We start from the raw sequence: 14,290 nt of genomic DNA, 5'->3' as shown, positions 1-14,290 counted from the left end.
TTAGCCGATTTCCGTAAATGTTGCGGCCGGAGCGTCGAATTCGAACTCAACGACACCGCATGACCCGTATCGGTTTTTAGTGATCGAGGCTACAACCGGCCGCTTTTTGAGCAGCATATTGGCATTCCTCTCCTCAGGCCTATCGCCTTTGATGGAAAGTGACATTACCAAATCTGCCGAATACTCGAACATATTACAGCCACCAATCGCCTGAAGCCCAGTGGTCTGCTTGTCGTAGTTAGTTCTATTAATGGATGAAATTGCGAACAGCGGGCAATGTACCTCGTCTACAATCCGTCGAAGTTCGGATGCAACGAGTTTAAGCCCGATTCGCTCATCCGCAATGCGCAGCTCTTGCGGCAAGGAGACGATTTGCGCGTAATCGACGATGACTAGAGGCGGTTCACCATATTTATCGGCAACCTCTTCAATTGCCTTCCGCATTCCTGCGTTTTTAATTTCGCCTGAAATAATAAACATGCGTTCGGCAATGCTGCGTGCATAGACATCGACCGACCTGTCAAATTGCTCACGTTTTTCTACGGACATATCACCACTGTACATATCTTCATACGTAAGCTCACCGCCGGAAATGCGGGTCAAGCTCTTCGCGAGCATACTCGCACGGGCGAGCTCGCCCTCGAAAATTACAACCGGATGGCCAGCAATAGCCCAGCAATCTCCAACTTGATGCATAAAGGTAGTCTTGCCAGTACCAGGACCACCCGGCACAATGCACAGATATTGGCGCACGCCGCCGAGAAGAGCATCGAGCGCACGGTGCTCAATATGCCCAAGGGGCTTATTGCTTAGAATAGCAAGGGCGGTCTTATCCAAGCCATCGTTCATGGACTTCACTAGCGGCATGGTTTGCTCACCTCCAGTTCATGGAGGTAAGCAAAAAGGCTGGATTCGAGAATGTAAACGCGACGATGCAATGCGATCGCACGCCCGCTCTCTTTCATAAACTTCGAGGCAGTGACCGGGCTAAGCCCAGTCATCTGGCTTACGTCAGAAATCCCAAGAAGGCGCTCATGTCCCAAATTGGGATTTACTGAAACCGCAGGTGATGCTTGTACGGCAGCGTACGGTTCAGGCTCTACAATCATGGTAGAATCCTTTCAGGCTAGCTCGCCCCTCCCCCTTCGTCGCCAAACTTAGATAGGGAAGGGCGGGCGGCTTTTTAATCAATGACCGAAAACAAAATAACTCCTTTCAAACAAGCTGGTCAGGCGCTTACTGTTTATATTGTAACACTGTCTGTTGCACAATCATATCTAGTTACAGTTCTAATTTCTAATTCACTTTCTGACTGTATAGACTTAATTGTCTGACTGATTTAATATATATACAACGATGATTGGAGTGGTTATGGGACGTTTACCATTATCCGGAAGTAAGATGCGGAAAATTAAGTTCGGAACAACTGTTCAGGCGACGACCCCGGAGAAAATCGAAGAGCTTCGCCTCAAGAACCCCGAATCAGTCAGAAGCACCGGCGAGGCTATCGACTATCTATGCAACCTGCTCACGGGGTTGCAGCCAAGGGTCGCCAGGGCCCTCGATGAGGCGTGCCTCAGGGAAGCTCGGCAAATCACCAATGAAATGAAGGCTCTTCCCGTAGACGGATCAGAAGAAATGAGTTTTAGTCAATTGGAACTTTATCGAGAGCAATTCCAGAGGCTCCACGACCATTTCTCTTTATATTGCGAGAAAGAGGAGAGGCCCCAGGGAATGCGACGGGTCGATCTCCTCGGCGGCGATTACGCTGTCCTCCCCTCCTCTTGGACTTTATTGGAAACAGAGGAATGCGCGAATTCTTGCAGCCAGGTCGGAATTATCGAAATTCGCGGCGGCGCAAAATACGATGCGCCTCATTTTGCCTTCTTCCATAACGGAGAGTACAGTCAAAAGGACAAATTGCAGCGCGCAACCAAACTCTGGCCCCGCATGACCGACGTAATGCGCGACGAGGTCAAACTGGTCACAGATGATGAGGGACATTACCTAAATATGGACGAGCACCTAGCCGCCCCCATCATTTGTTATTTCAACCTTCTAGATGCCAGCTACTATCAGTCAATGGAACTAGAGCCACCATATGGCGCAATGATTTACCGAAACAATGTCGATTAGAAAAAGAGGCCCACAAGGGCCTCTTTTTTAACCTTTCAGCAGATTGTCCAGCACTGATGCTGCCTTCTGATCGTTTGCCTCAATAAAGTGGCTATAGATAGACAGCGTCGTCGATGGGCTAGCATGGCCCAAACGTGCCTGGATCGTCTTAATGTCCGCATTGGCACCAACGAGCAAAGTCGCTTGCGTATGTCTAAGCTCATGAGGCTTCAGCCCGCTATAACCCGTATAGCGGGTACGTTTGACGCCGTCACTCCCAATGACTTCCCTGCTCTCCTCAAAAGTACCGAAGCCGTTTTTCGCCGCAAACAGCCTAAACGCCCTTGAATAGTTATGTCCATCCATCCGGGTCACAAGAGCCCGTTTGCCGTTAGCGGCGTCAACGACCCCAATGGAATGGACAATGGGCGTTTCTCCAGTCTGCCCCACTGCAAAGGAATCGAACTCACTCCGCTGAATGGCTTTCCACCTGTCTAGATAGTCGGCAAGTTCATTTCCAACCGAGATCTTACGCCTGCTCATCTTTGATTTGGGCGGCCTCAATGTCCTGTCGTTCGTATATTGCTTTACTATCCTCAGAGTCTTGGCGTCGGGGTCATAATCCTCCCATGAGAGACCAAGGGCCTCTCCCTTCCTCAAACCGCAGAGAAGCAGAAGCATTGTGCATGTGATAAAGGAAGATGGCTTCTCCTCCAAAAGGACCGCAAGAAGCCTTGCCGCCTCATCGGCGCTCAGCGCCTTACGAGCCTCGACATTCTGCTTGGGCAGTTTCACTCCCCTACAAGGGTTTTTGCCCACAAGGTCGTTATCGACGGCATCCTCCATTACCTGTTTGAGCTTGATGTGGATGCGGCGAATTTCACTTTCGCTGAACCGGCCTTCTTTTCTAGCCTTGGCATAAGCAGCGCGAACGTCATCCGATTTAAGCCGAGTGAGATCGGGATTGCCGAACAGCTCGCGTATGTGACGAATGTCCAAACCTTCACGCTCATAAGCAAGAGGTGATTCCATGGTCGACTCCCTGTTCGCGTGAAACCTGTCCGCATAATCCGATAGGCCCAGAGGAGCATTGTCCCGGCTGGAAGCACCCTCGAGCTCAGCTCTATAGGCTTCCAACGCCTTGGCGACTTCGCTCGGCCAGTTTTTCGGGTTCTTACTTCTGCAGTGAACCCTGCGCGACGGACTACGGCGGTACCGTCCTGTCTCCGGATCTTTTCCCAGAGAGAAATAAATCCGATAGACGCCTTTGCTCTTATCGATGCATTCCGATGTGCCGCGAGCGGTCTTTTTTATCAATCCCTGCAATCATATCCCTCGTTAGATTTTCGATTAGGCTTGCTGGCAAAGCTTTAAAGGCTTTGCCAGCAAGCCTAATCGAAACTTTTCACACTTTCAAGTCTCACTAAGTGTGAAAAGAGTGGGAAATATGATTCTAATAGCTAGCTCGATAATTGCTAATTACCTATTTTTACCTGCGCTTCTTTTAAATTCAGTGAAATTGGCTTCATCTCGTCAAATGCCGAATTCACGTACTCGTAAAGCGGGGGTCACCGGTTCGAGCCCGGTCGCTGGCTCCATTGCACAAGACAGCCGCCTTCGGGCGGCTTTTTTGTTGCCGATTTTGAGTGCGCGCGCCCACCCACGCATCGCAACAGCGTCAGCTCCCCTATTCAAAAACAGAAACCCCGTTAATCGTGATTCCCCTAGGGAAAACACGATTAACGGGGTCGTAGCGTGCTTCCCTTAGAGAAAACACGCCAGCATACGAACAGCTCAGTCGGGCAGCGCGCTATTCCTCCCAGTAGGCGTCTGCAAGCAGCTTAAAGCAGATCTTCTTGACCGGCTGCGCGCCATCGCCCGGGAACTCGAGCGTGGGCATGTGAGGCTCGCCGGCAACGAACAGCGCGAACTTGTCGTCGGCAAGATCGCCGGCGATCGAGGCGTCGGAATCGACCAGATCGTAGTCGTCCTTCTCGTCAAACTCCTGGACCAGCGTCAGGCTACCCGTAGCGACCTTAAAGGCCTCGCGACCCTCGACGTCGATCTGCAGGTCGTGATAGCGCTGATGCGTCTCATAGTGAGCCTCGGCCTCGGGACGCGTCGTGGGAGCCATGACGTTTGCAAAGACCTTGTCGCCCAAAATCGGATGGCTGCCGACCTCGAGCTCCGCCGGGTCGTTCTCCTCGAGCCAGTCGATCAGCACGTCGAGGCCCTTGAGCATTCCGCGATACTCCTCGATATCGCCCAATGCACCGTAAATCATCTAAATCCCCTCTCGGATCGTTTCTTTGGCGGCTACTCGGCAAACGCGTCGCCAAAGCTGTTGCCACCCGCATACGTCTCGACCAGGGTAAGGTCGGGAATGAACACGACAGCATCGGCGTCGCGCCCCGGCATAATGCTACCGCACTTGTCGTTGGCTCTAACCACAAGCAAACAACCAATGCCGGAGCCGACGCCCAAGTTCTTACAGCTCGGCCACGACAACGCCGTTGTAAACCTCGTCCCAACGGTCCATGACCAGATGACCGGTCATGGGATCCATGGCATTGAGCTTGCCGCAGGTGTTGGCGGTACGCAGCACCGTCTCGTCGTCCGCGCCGGCAGCGATGGCATGCGCGAAACCGGCGATAGTGGAGTCGCCGGAACCCGTAGCGTTAACGGCAGGAATATCGGGGGTCTTGGCACGGAACGCACGTCCGTTGTGGAAGCCCACGGAGCCGGCAGCGCCCATGGACACGACGACCCAGGGGATATCGGAGAAGCGGTCATCAGAGGCAAGTGCGGCCCGGAGCTCGTCCACATCGTCGGTGGTAAAGCTCGTGCCCAGAAGACCGTTGATCTCGGTTAGGTTAGGCTTGACCAGCTCGGGCTTGACCTCGGACTTGAGGGCAGCCTCAAGCGAAGCGCCCGAGGTATCGAGCAGCACCTTGGCGCCGGCGTTCTCGGCAATGCCCGTAATCTTGGCATAGTAGTCCGCCTCGACGCCGCGGGGCAGCGAACCCGAAATAGTGACGACGTCGGCCTTGCCAGCCAGCTCGGTAAACTTGGCGGTAAAGGCATCCAGCTCCTCGGGGGCAATCGTCGGGCCGCTCTCGAGCAGCTCGGTCTGGTTGCCGGCGTGGAGGATGTTGAGGCAAATGCGAGTCTCGCCCTTGATGGGCACAAAGTCGTTGTTAATACCGTTGGCATCCATGAGCTCTGCCATATAGGCGCCCATATGGCCACCGAGCAGACCGGTTGCCACAACGTCGTCGCCCAGCTGGCCCAGCACACGGGCCACGTTGAGACCCTTGCCGCCGGCGGTCTTTTCGGGCGTCACACGGTTGACGTCGTCGATAATGAGCTCATCGAGCTGATAGCGCGTATCGACAGACGGGTTCATCGTAACGGTGAGGATCATTTTAGCTCCTTATCTCGCGGGCTCCTTGTGCCTCGCGATACGAGTCGACAAAACGGAATTACAGAATCTCAATCGTGAACGAGCGAACGACAGTCTCCTTGGGCTTGGCGACAAGGCAGCCGCGCTTATGCTCAAGTACGTCGTCCTCATCGGAGCAGGTCGAGAGGCCGCCCCAGGGCTCAACTGCCACAAAATCGCCCTCGGGCTTACTCCACACGATGAGGTACGGGAAGCCCTCAAAACTCAAGCGAACGCCCTTGTCCTCGCCCTTCTTGGAAAGCGTGACCTGACGACTCTCGAGCACGTCAAAGATGGTCTCCGCAAAATCGAAGAGCTCATGCGACAGGGGCAGCGTCTTTCCCACCATGGGGTTCTTTGAACGGTTAGCAACATCAATCAAGCCAGTCGAGGGTACGGCGGTGCAAAGCTCCGCAGCCTCGTCTTTCTCGAAGCGCAACTCGTAGTCCGTATAGGCCTCGCCCTCGTCGAGCGGGCACCTAAAGCCGGGGTGTCCACCGATAAAGAACGGCATGTCCTCGGTGCCCTCGTTGGTCACCTCATAGGAAACGCGCACGGCAGCGTCCTCGAGCGTATAACGAGCGACAAGCTTAAACGGGTAGGGATAATCTCTCAGCAGCGCGGCGTTATCCTCCGAAGCCAGGCACATAGCCAGCTCGTTTGCGCTTTGGCTCAGCAGCTTCCACTCCTGCTTGCGCGCAAAGCCGTGGCGGGCGAGCTTCACATGATACCCGGAAAACGTCATGGCACTGCCATCGCGCAGGCCTCCGCAAATCGGGAAGCAAATCGGTGCCTGGCCAGACCACACGGCGGGATCGCCCTGCCACAGATACTCGCGACCTCCAGCCTCAATCGAGGTAAACGAACCACCAGCCGTGGACACCTTAACAGAAATCGAATCGTTGGAGAGAGCGTATTCCATTGCCCATCCTTTCGAACAACTGCTTTTGCTCGCAAGTATCCGTCTCGGCCCTGACTAAAGGACAAACCCGCACGCTCATCGATGTGTCCGGTATCCCAGCCATGCAACGGGGTACCATACAGACATTGATGCAATTACAGCTGGAAGGCCTTCTTATGCGAACCATCATCCTCTACGCCTCGCGCCATCACGGCAATACGAAAAAGCTCGTGGACGCCATCGTCGAGGCACACCCCGAGATCGATACCCTCGACGTCAAGGCGCTCGGCAAAAACGAGTATCCCAACCTGCACGAATATCATCTGATCGGTGTCGCCACGGGCATCTATTACTCCGAGATCGACAAGGACATGGCACGCGTGCTCACCAACGTGCTGCAGCCGCAGGACAAGGTGTTTGGCCTTATGACCTACGGCGGCAAAAACAAGTGGTACGGCAAGGATATCGATGGCATCTGCCGCATGAGGCAGGCCATCTTTATGGGTGTCTACGGCTGCCCCGGCTTTGATACGTGGGGGCCGTTCAAACTCGCCGGCGGTGTCCAAAAGGGACACCCGACCGCTGAGGAAATTAAGGGCGCCGTCGACTTCTTCGACAAAATCGAAGACGAGTATGGCGACATCATCGTCGAAGAGTACGCCAAGCGCGAGAAGCGCCTAGCATACGAGAAGGAGCATCCTGCAGGAGGCCTGGTGGCCGGCGTTAAGCGCACGGTAAAGAAGATCGCTAACAAGCTGTAACTGTGAAGGTACTTTTGAGCGTTTAACCCATGCGGCGGGTCCGAGCAGATTCGGGCCCGCCGTCTTTTTCTATCGTTACTCGGTAAAGGCGTTACCGACGCTCTGACCGCCAACATACGTCTCGACGAGGGTGAGCTCATGGTCGAACACGACAAAGTCGGCGTCGCGACCCGGCATGATGCTGCCGCACTTATCCTCGATGTGTACGGAGCGTGCCGGCACCTCGGTTGCCATGCGAATGGCGATATCGGCACTGGCGATGCCCCAGTCGACGATGTTCTTGACGCCCTGGGCAAGAGTGAGCACCGAGCCGGCAATGCTCTTGCCGTCGGCGAGCCAGCACAGGTTGTCCTTCATGATGACGTCCATGCCGCCACTGGTGTAGCTGCCCTCGGGCATGCCGCCACAACCCAGGCAGTCGGTGATGAGCACCGTATGCTGCCAGCCCTTTGCCTGCAGCAGCGCCTTGATAGCGCCAGGGTTTACGTGCTTGCCGTCACAGATGATCTCGGCGTAGGTCTCGGGCGTGGACATGGCAGCACCCACAACACCGGGCTCACGGTGATGCAGTCCGCGCTGGCCGTTATAGGTATGCGTAAAGCAGCTGGCACCGGCGTTGATGGCGGCGATGCACTCATCGTAGGTGGCGTCGGAGTGACCGATGCTGGTCACCACACCCTTGGCGTTCAGAGCAGCCGCATAAGCAGCGGCACCGTCGTGCTCGGCCGCCATGGCGCTCTTAACGATGCGACCACCCGCAGCCTCCTGCCACTGATCGAAGACCTCCTCGGAGGGATCGATAAGATAAGCGGGGTTCTGCGCGCCCACGTGCTTCATGGTAAAGAAAGGACCCTCCAGGTAGATGCCCTGAATGCGAGCACCGCAGAAGTCGGGGCCACGGCCCTCGTCCGCCTGAGCGATGGCGGCGCAGGCGTCCTTGATCTGCTCGACGCCATCGGTGAACGTCGTGGGCAGCCAGCTGGTGGTACCGCGACGGGCGAGCTCGGTCGAGCTGATATCGATGCCCTCGGGATCGTTATCGGTAGTCGAATGGTTATAGAAACCATGGATGTGGGTGTCGACCATGCCCGGCGCGATCCACGATCCCGTGTAGTCCTTGATCTCGCAGGAGGGCTCGTCGGCCTGCCAAGCGCCAAAGACGCCGTCCTCGACCATAAGATAGCCGCCCAGTTGCGGGCCTGCCGGCAAGAAGAACTTGTCAGCCTTAATTGCGTACGTGCTCATATGTACTCCTCACTTCTAAAGCAGTTGACTGTGGTGATGTTTATACCCAGCTCACGTAAAACAAAAAGCGCCCGCCCGCCGTTACGAGCGGACGGGCGCCCTTACAGGGGGACGCGATTAAGCGGTGAAGGGGTGAATCGTCACGCCCTTGACCACGCGGTTGACCGTGCCGGTGGGGCTCGGCGTGTCGGGCGTGTTGCCCACGCGCACGGAGTTAAGCAGGCTGATAGCCTGAGCAAACATCACGAACGGCAGAGCAAGGTAGCCCTCGGGAAGTGCCTCGTAGCCCTTAAAGGTGAAGGACTCACCCTCGTAGACAGTAGCGCCATCCTGCTGAACGGCAACGGTGTGCTGAGCAATATCGTCGCCACCGATCTCATTGAGGATGTCGATGTCGTACTGACGGGTGTAGGCGTCGTTGTTGACGAACACGAACACGAGGGTCTTGTCGTCGACGAAGGACTTGGGTCCGTGACGATAGCCCATGGAAGTGTCGTAAGAAGTGGCAACCAGGCCGTGAGCGAGCTCGAGGATCTTGAGCTGGCTCTCCTGGGCAAGGCCACCGAAGGAGCCAGAACCCAAGTAGGTCACGCGATTGAAGTCTCCAGCGAGATAATCGGCGACCTCGGGCTCACGGGAGATGACCTCCTCGCCCATCTTGGCGATGGTCTCGACCCACTCGGCCTTCTGCTCGTCAGAGGCAGTGTCGAAAATAAGGGTGGCGAGAAGGGTCATGCAGGAATAAGAACCGGTCATGGCGAAGCCCTTGTCGTTGGCGCGCGGAATGAGCAGCGTCAGCGCGTTGGGATCATCGGCAGACTCGACGGCGAGCTTGCCCTCGGGAGCGCAGGTGATGTTGAGGAATTTGACGTTGTGGACAAGCTCCTTGGCAACGGCAACGGCGGCAAGGCTCTCGGGGCTGTTGCCAGAGCGGGCAAAGGAAACCACGAGCGTGGGATCCTCGGCGCGCAGGAAGTCGCGCGGGGCGCTCACGATGTCGGTCGTGGCAATGGGCTTAAAGTCGTAGAGATCAGTGTTGCCAGCGTGACGCAGGTACGGGGCGCAGGTATCGCCAACGTAGTCAGACGTACCGGCACCGGTGAAGACAACGGACAGACGGCCCTCGCCCATAGCGCGAGCCTCGGCCAGAAAGGCCTCGATGGTCTCCTTGTTCTCACGATAGATGTTGAGCGTATCACGCCAAAGCTCGGGCTGCTGAGCAATCTCGGCCGTGGTGATCTGGGCGCCGAGCTCGGTGAGCTCCTCGACACTCTTCTCGAACATTTCTAATACCTCTCTCTAGAAGTAATCCTCTGACGTGCAATTATACACTTCGGTTGGTTATCTGGTAGTAACCAGTTAAATGCAAGGAATCACCATATGGAAACGATACGAACACTAGTTACTACGCTGGTGGTAAACCTTGTATTTAAACTGATCGGCACGAGCAACCGAGAGCGTATACTCCACAACCTCGTTTGACTCGTTATACGTAGTCCTGACCAAATCGAGCACAGGCGACCCCTCGACAATTGCCAAAAGGTGGGCATCGGTGGGACGGGCTATGCTCGCATAGAATTCCTCTTCGGCCACGCGAATCTTTTGCTGAAAGTCCTGCTCAATCACATCGTAAAGCGGCTTACTCTCCAGCAGTGGTCGCTTTAGGGACAGAAATTGACGAACCGGCAGATAGCTGCGTTCGACCATCATGGGCATGTTGTCGGCAGAACGAAGGCGCTTGAGCTTAAAAACGCGATCACCGATATGCAATCCCATATGCTCGGCCAGATTCTTATCGGCCTCCATCTCGCAAAACTCGAGAATCGTGGTCTCGGGGTCGCGACCCATCGCGCGCATCTGTTCGGTAAAGCTGTAGGACTGCATAAGATTGGTTGCCTTTGCCGAACGATCGGTCACAAAGGTACCGCGACCGTGCTGCCGAACCACCAGTCCTAAACGCTCCAGTTCCTGCAGAGCCAGGCGTACCGTGGTGCGCGAGAGACCATAGCGCTCCGAAAGTTCGCGCTCGGAAGGAATCATGTCACCGGCGCGATATTCATGGTCAATCTTTTCGGTCAGAATATCGACCAGCTGATCGTACAGCGGTTGCTTACGCGCCCCGATCGCCATCCTATCCTCCCATTTTCTCAAACTCGGCTACTACCTTGGGTGGTTAACATTATCTGTCTGCCACATCCGAATCATCAAGAAAACAAAAGCCGCGCGCTCTTTCGAGCACGCGGCTTTTAACATACACATGGCTTAAGGGGTCGGGGTGTGAGCCGCGTAGGGACACACCCCTCAAGCTAGAGCCTTACCAGATGCTCGGCCAGAGACCAAGCGGGCCAGCGCCCAGGATGCCCAGGACGAAGAGCAGCAGAATGCCCTTGGTCGGGGTCCAGCTGTGCTTAGCGAACATGTAGTAAAGCAGCAGCGTAAGCATAAGCGGGATGAGCTTCGGGACGATGGTGTTGAGGGTGTCGGCAACAGAGAAGTTGACCGGATCCTCGGTAACGGTGCCGTAGGTCACGGACTCCATGCCGTTGCCCAGATCGGTGACGCCGCACTCGACAGCGTTGCCGTCGGCATCGGAAGCGGTGAGGGCGTTGCCGTCCTTATCGGTCATGGCGATGGTACCGGCCTCAGCGGTCTCGGTATCGATGCCCTCCATACCGGTGAAGTTCTCGGCCTCCTTCTCGGAGACGATCACGGTAGTAGCGGAGAGGCCACGGGTGGTGCCGTTGGGAATCTGGAGGTTGATCTGGGTGCCACCCATGGTGACGACCAGGCAACCGACGACGAAGACGCCCATGATGGAAGCGGCGCGCGTGAAGGCCTGCATGTTGGCGGTCAGAGCGTCAATAGCGCTGGTGCCAAGCTTGTAGGACCAGTTCATGAGCCAGAAGCGCAGTGCGAACTGGACGGCGTTGAAGATCACCAGGAAGATGATCGGCGCAGCGGCGTTGCCGTTGATGGCCATGTTGGAGGTGATGCCAGCCGTGATAGGCACGAGCGTCAGCCAGAACAGGGCGTCACCGATACCACCGAGCGGGCCCATTGCGGCGACGCGGACGGCGCGAATCGTGGGGATGTCAACCTTGTTCTGCTCGAGCGAAAGCACGATGCCCATAACAAAGGTGACGAGGAACGGGTGAGTGTTGAAGAACTCCAGGTTGTGGCTCATGGAAGCCGCGAGGTCGTTCTTGTTGGTGTGGATCTTCTCCAGACCGGGGATGATGGAGTAGAGCCAGCCAGCGGCCTGCATACGCTCGTAGTTGAACGAGGCCTGCAGGAAGCAGGAGCGCCAAGCCATCTTGTTGAGGGTCTTCTGGTCGAGCTGCGGAGCAGGAGTGAGATCCTCGTAGTGCTCCGGGATCACATACTCATTAGATGCCATCTTCGAAGTCACCTCCGTCAGAAACAGCTGCACCCTTCAGCTCGGTCTGCTGCTGGAAGTCCCAGAAAGCGATGCCGAAGCCGATGAGAGCGAGGATGAGCAGGGCAGGAGTTGCCAGAGAATCGTTGGCAACGGTGATGATCGCGAGGCCAAAGCCCATGAGGAAGAAGCCCCACATGTCGCGGTTCATCATAACCTTGAGCAGGACGGCGAAGCCGACGAAGCGCATCATGCCGCCTGCAGCGGAGAGACCGGTCTGCAGCCAAGCCGGGATGGCGGAAGCGATGGTCTGACCGATGGTAGCGCCAGCGATGAAGAACAGGGTGACGACGATAGCGAAGATCAGGCCGAGCAGAGCCATGGCGAAGTAGTTCAGACGCTCGATACCCTTGGTGTCAGCGTTGTGAGCCATGTTGTCCGCGGAGGACATGAGCGGCGACATAAGCGTGAAGACCAGGGTAACGCCGAGCTGACCAAGCAGAGCGAACGGAATGGCAAGGCCGACTGCCGCGTTGGGCTCGAGGCCCGTGGCGATTGCGAGAATGGCTGCCATGATGCCGCCGATGACGGCGTTAGGCGGCTGAGCGCCTCCGATCGGCATGTTGCCGATCGTCATGAGCTGATAGGTACCACCCACGAGAAGACCGGTGTTGAGGTCGCCAAGGATAAGACCGATGACGGCGCCGGTGACGATGGGCTGATAGAGAGACTCGAGGAAGTTGAACTGGTCGATTGCCGCGACGAACGTGACGATGAAGACCAGAGCGACCTGGATGATCGAGTATTCCATCTTGCTCCTCCTTTCAAAATGCATGTACGCACTTTTGATATCACGTACAGAACGTCAGGGTTTCACTCCTGACAATGTGGATCACGAGGATTACGAGAAGAGCTTGCTCGTGTCCTCAACAGGCGTGCTCGGAACGCGCCTGATCTCCAGCTCCACCCCCAATTCCTGCAGCTCTTTAAACGCAGCGACATCCTCGTCGTTAACTGCGACGGAGGTGGCGACTTGGCGCTTTCCTTCCGACATGTGCATGTTGCCGATGTTTACCTTCTTTATAGGCACACCGCCCTTGACGAGCGTAAGCACGTCTTCCGGTGTTTCGGCCACGATGAAGATCTTCTGGCGCGGGCTCGCCTTGCCGATGACGTCGATGGTCTTCTGCAGAGAGAAGAAACGCGTAGCGACGCCGGCGGGAGCGGCCATCTTCATGAGGTTCTGGCGCATGGTATTGGTCGAAACGTCGTCGTTGGCGACGAGGATGAGGTTGGAGCCCAGAGTGGAGTTCCACTGGGTGGCAACCTGACCATGAATCAGTCGGTTATCGATGCGGGTAAGAAGAATGTTGGGTTCTGCCATGTTGATCAGCTTCCTTTCGCTATTTGCTGACGACAGTTACTTGATCTCCTGAATCGCGTAACGCGAAACATCTACGACGGCTCCGGATCGGACCTTGATCTGGACCTTCTCGCCTTCGATGCCCTTGACGGTTCCGTAGATACCGCCGGCGAAAAGAACCTCCTGACCCGGCTTGAGCTCGGTGTGCAGCTCCTTGAAGTACTTCTGCTTCTTCTTCATGTTGATTTGCGACCAGATGGTGTAAATCAAGCCCATGATGACAAGCAGGCCTAAAAGAGCGACCGAGGAGCTCAGGACGTTGGCTCCGAAATCGGCCATTAGATGCCGTCCTCGTCGCCGAAGATATCCTCTTCGTCGGAGCCGGCAACGGATGCGACCGTCTGGGCGGTGATGCCCGTCTGGCCAACGGTCACTGCCTGCTCGCCAAGCTCGGCGAGCGTGGCATTGCCGCGGAGGAACAGAAGCTCAATAACCATGGGGAGGTTAGTGCCGGTCAGAACCTCGACGTTGTCGACATCCTGGGCAATCATCATCGACTGGTTAAACGGGGTGCCGCCAAGCAGGTCGGTAAAGACGAGCACGCCATCGCACTCCTCGCGCATGGCGGTAATAGCGGCGCGGAGATCCTCGCCGTAGGAAGCAGCCTGATCGCCCTCAAAAGGAACGACGGTAAAAGCGGGCTGGTCACCGGCAACCATAGCGATAGCGCTTGCGAGACCGGGTGCGAACTGTCCATGACCGGTAAGAATAAAGCCAACCATTCAAATTTCCCTTCCGAAGGTGTGTACGATCTGAGTCCGATGATTTTCGGAAGCCAGCGGGCGCTCGCCCTTAAAGCTTCTTGGAAAGCGTTCTTTGAAGACCAGTGGTTTCTCAACTGGTAGTAACCACGTGACGTGTTGTTGTCACTATATCACCCCAGAAGAGGTCGCTTTCGTTGATTCATACAGTAAAACGTTTTTGCACCGCTCACGGTGATATTTCGACCGTTTACCGGTCGTTAACACATCTACCTGCGGTTTTGAAACCGTTTCGAAATGCTTTGGCAAAAGATCGGATCTTTTTC

The 14,290-nt window shown here is 56.0% G+C and carries 17 protein-coding genes; 2 read left to right on the top strand and 15 right to left on the bottom strand.

What is annotated here, in order from left to right; translation table 11 throughout:
• Together ACTNBY_RS00560 and ACTNBY_RS00555 are read right to left on the bottom strand one after the other, a co-directional pair.
• Positions 1-867, bottom strand: coding sequence for a DnaB-like helicase C-terminal domain-containing protein (locus ACTNBY_RS00560; RefSeq protein ID WP_152068490.1), 867 nt, complete (start codon positions 865-867; stop codon positions 1-3).
• The gene (locus ACTNBY_RS00555) at positions 858-1,109 is read right to left on the bottom strand and encodes a hypothetical protein (RefSeq protein ID WP_152068489.1); all 252 of its coding nucleotides are present in this window, start codon (positions 1,107-1,109) and stop codon (positions 858-860) included. Before ACTNBY_RS00555 ends, ACTNBY_RS00560 begins: the two co-directional genes overlap by 10 nt.
• 292 nt (positions 1,110-1,401) lie before the next feature.
• On the opposite strand from ACTNBY_RS00555, the gene ACTNBY_RS00550 reads away from it, so the two are divergent.
• Positions 1,402-2,136, top strand: a complete 735-nt coding sequence (locus ACTNBY_RS00550; protein ID WP_152068488.1) for a hypothetical protein — start codon at positions 1,402-1,404, stop codon at positions 2,134-2,136.
• A gap of 27 nt (positions 2,137-2,163) precedes the next feature.
• On the opposite strand, the gene ACTNBY_RS00545 is transcribed toward ACTNBY_RS00550, so the two are convergent.
• The 5 genes from ACTNBY_RS00545 to ACTNBY_RS00525 all read right to left on the bottom strand — a co-directional run bounded on the left by ACTNBY_RS00545 (position 2,164) and on the right by ACTNBY_RS00525 (position 6,479).
• Positions 2,164-3,147: a site-specific integrase gene (locus ACTNBY_RS00545; protein ID WP_441062986.1), complete on the bottom strand. Its 984-nt coding sequence runs from the start codon at positions 3,145-3,147 to the stop codon at positions 2,164-2,166.
• A 778-nt stretch (positions 3,148-3,925) separates the two neighbouring features.
• Positions 3,926-4,399, bottom strand: a complete 474-nt coding sequence (locus ACTNBY_RS00540; protein ID WP_117778978.1) for a YhcH/YjgK/YiaL family protein — start codon at positions 4,397-4,399, stop codon at positions 3,926-3,928.
• Between the two features lie 32 nt (positions 4,400-4,431).
• Positions 4,432-4,566: a hypothetical protein gene (locus ACTNBY_RS00535; RefSeq protein ID WP_441062985.1), complete on the bottom strand. Its 135-nt coding sequence runs from the start codon at positions 4,564-4,566 to the stop codon at positions 4,432-4,434.
• Between the two features lie 37 nt (positions 4,567-4,603).
• The gene (locus ACTNBY_RS00530; protein ID WP_441062984.1) at positions 4,604-5,539 is read right to left on the bottom strand and encodes a hexose kinase; all 936 of its coding nucleotides are present in this window, start codon (positions 5,537-5,539) and stop codon (positions 4,604-4,606) included.
• A 58-nt stretch (positions 5,540-5,597) separates the two neighbouring features.
• Positions 5,598-6,479, bottom strand: coding sequence for an aldose 1-epimerase family protein (locus tag ACTNBY_RS00525; protein WP_441040860.1), 882 nt, complete (start codon positions 6,477-6,479; stop codon positions 5,598-5,600).
• A 155-nt stretch (positions 6,480-6,634) separates the two neighbouring features.
• Here ACTNBY_RS00525 and ACTNBY_RS00520 point away from each other — a divergent pair, with 155 nt between their 5' ends.
• Positions 6,635-7,219, top strand: a complete 585-nt coding sequence (locus ACTNBY_RS00520) for a hypothetical protein (RefSeq protein WP_427794002.1) — start codon at positions 6,635-6,637, stop codon at positions 7,217-7,219.
• A gap of 75 nt (positions 7,220-7,294) precedes the next feature.
• On the opposite strand, the gene nagA is transcribed toward ACTNBY_RS00520, so the two are convergent.
• The 8 genes from nagA to ACTNBY_RS00480 all read right to left on the bottom strand — a co-directional run bounded on the left by nagA (position 7,295) and on the right by ACTNBY_RS00480 (position 13,985).
• Positions 7,295-8,464, bottom strand: a complete 1,170-nt coding sequence (nagA, locus tag ACTNBY_RS00515; protein ID WP_154514990.1) for an N-acetylglucosamine-6-phosphate deacetylase — start codon at positions 8,462-8,464, stop codon at positions 7,295-7,297.
• Between the two features lie 117 nt (positions 8,465-8,581).
• Positions 8,582-9,748 (bottom strand): SIS domain-containing protein, encoded by a 1,167-nt coding sequence (gene agaS / locus ACTNBY_RS00510; RefSeq protein ID WP_441062983.1) that lies wholly within the window; start codon positions 9,746-9,748, stop codon positions 8,582-8,584.
• Between the two features lie 114 nt (positions 9,749-9,862).
• Positions 9,863-10,594 (bottom strand): GntR family transcriptional regulator, encoded by a 732-nt coding sequence (locus ACTNBY_RS00505; protein WP_154514994.1) that lies wholly within the window; start codon positions 10,592-10,594, stop codon positions 9,863-9,865.
• 184 nt (positions 10,595-10,778) lie between these two features.
• Complete coding sequence (locus ACTNBY_RS00500; RefSeq protein ID WP_441062982.1) at positions 10,779-11,861, bottom strand: PTS system mannose/fructose/sorbose family transporter subunit IID; 1,083 nt, start codon at positions 11,859-11,861, stop codon at positions 10,779-10,781.
• Positions 11,851-12,651, bottom strand: coding sequence for a PTS mannose/fructose/sorbose/N-acetylgalactosamine transporter subunit IIC (locus tag ACTNBY_RS00495; RefSeq protein WP_154514996.1), 801 nt, complete (start codon positions 12,649-12,651; stop codon positions 11,851-11,853). Before ACTNBY_RS00495 ends, ACTNBY_RS00500 begins: the two co-directional genes overlap by 11 nt.
• Positions 12,652-12,741: 90 nt before the next feature.
• Entirely contained in the window at positions 12,742-13,224 is a 483-nt protein-coding gene (gene agaV / locus ACTNBY_RS00490) for a PTS N-acetylgalactosamine transporter subunit IIB (protein WP_154514998.1), read from the bottom strand.
• Between the two features lie 36 nt (positions 13,225-13,260).
• On the bottom strand, positions 13,261-13,542 hold the full coding sequence (gene yajC / locus ACTNBY_RS00485) for a preprotein translocase subunit YajC (protein ID WP_022094612.1): 282 nt from the start codon (positions 13,540-13,542) through the stop codon (positions 13,261-13,263).
• Positions 13,542-13,985 (bottom strand): PTS fructose transporter subunit IIA, encoded by a 444-nt coding sequence (locus ACTNBY_RS00480; protein ID WP_117743271.1) that lies wholly within the window; start codon positions 13,983-13,985, stop codon positions 13,542-13,544. The genes yajC and ACTNBY_RS00480 overlap by 1 nt, the downstream gene beginning before the upstream one ends.
• Positions 13,986-14,290: the final 305 nt, after the last annotated feature.

Source organism: Collinsella sp. HCP28S3_E12, assembly GCF_052065595.1.
Taxonomy (GTDB): Bacteria; Actinomycetota; Coriobacteriia; order Coriobacteriales; family Coriobacteriaceae; genus Collinsella.
Note: the sequence above shows the minus strand (reverse complement) of the source record. Positions and strands in the feature narration are given on the sequence as shown.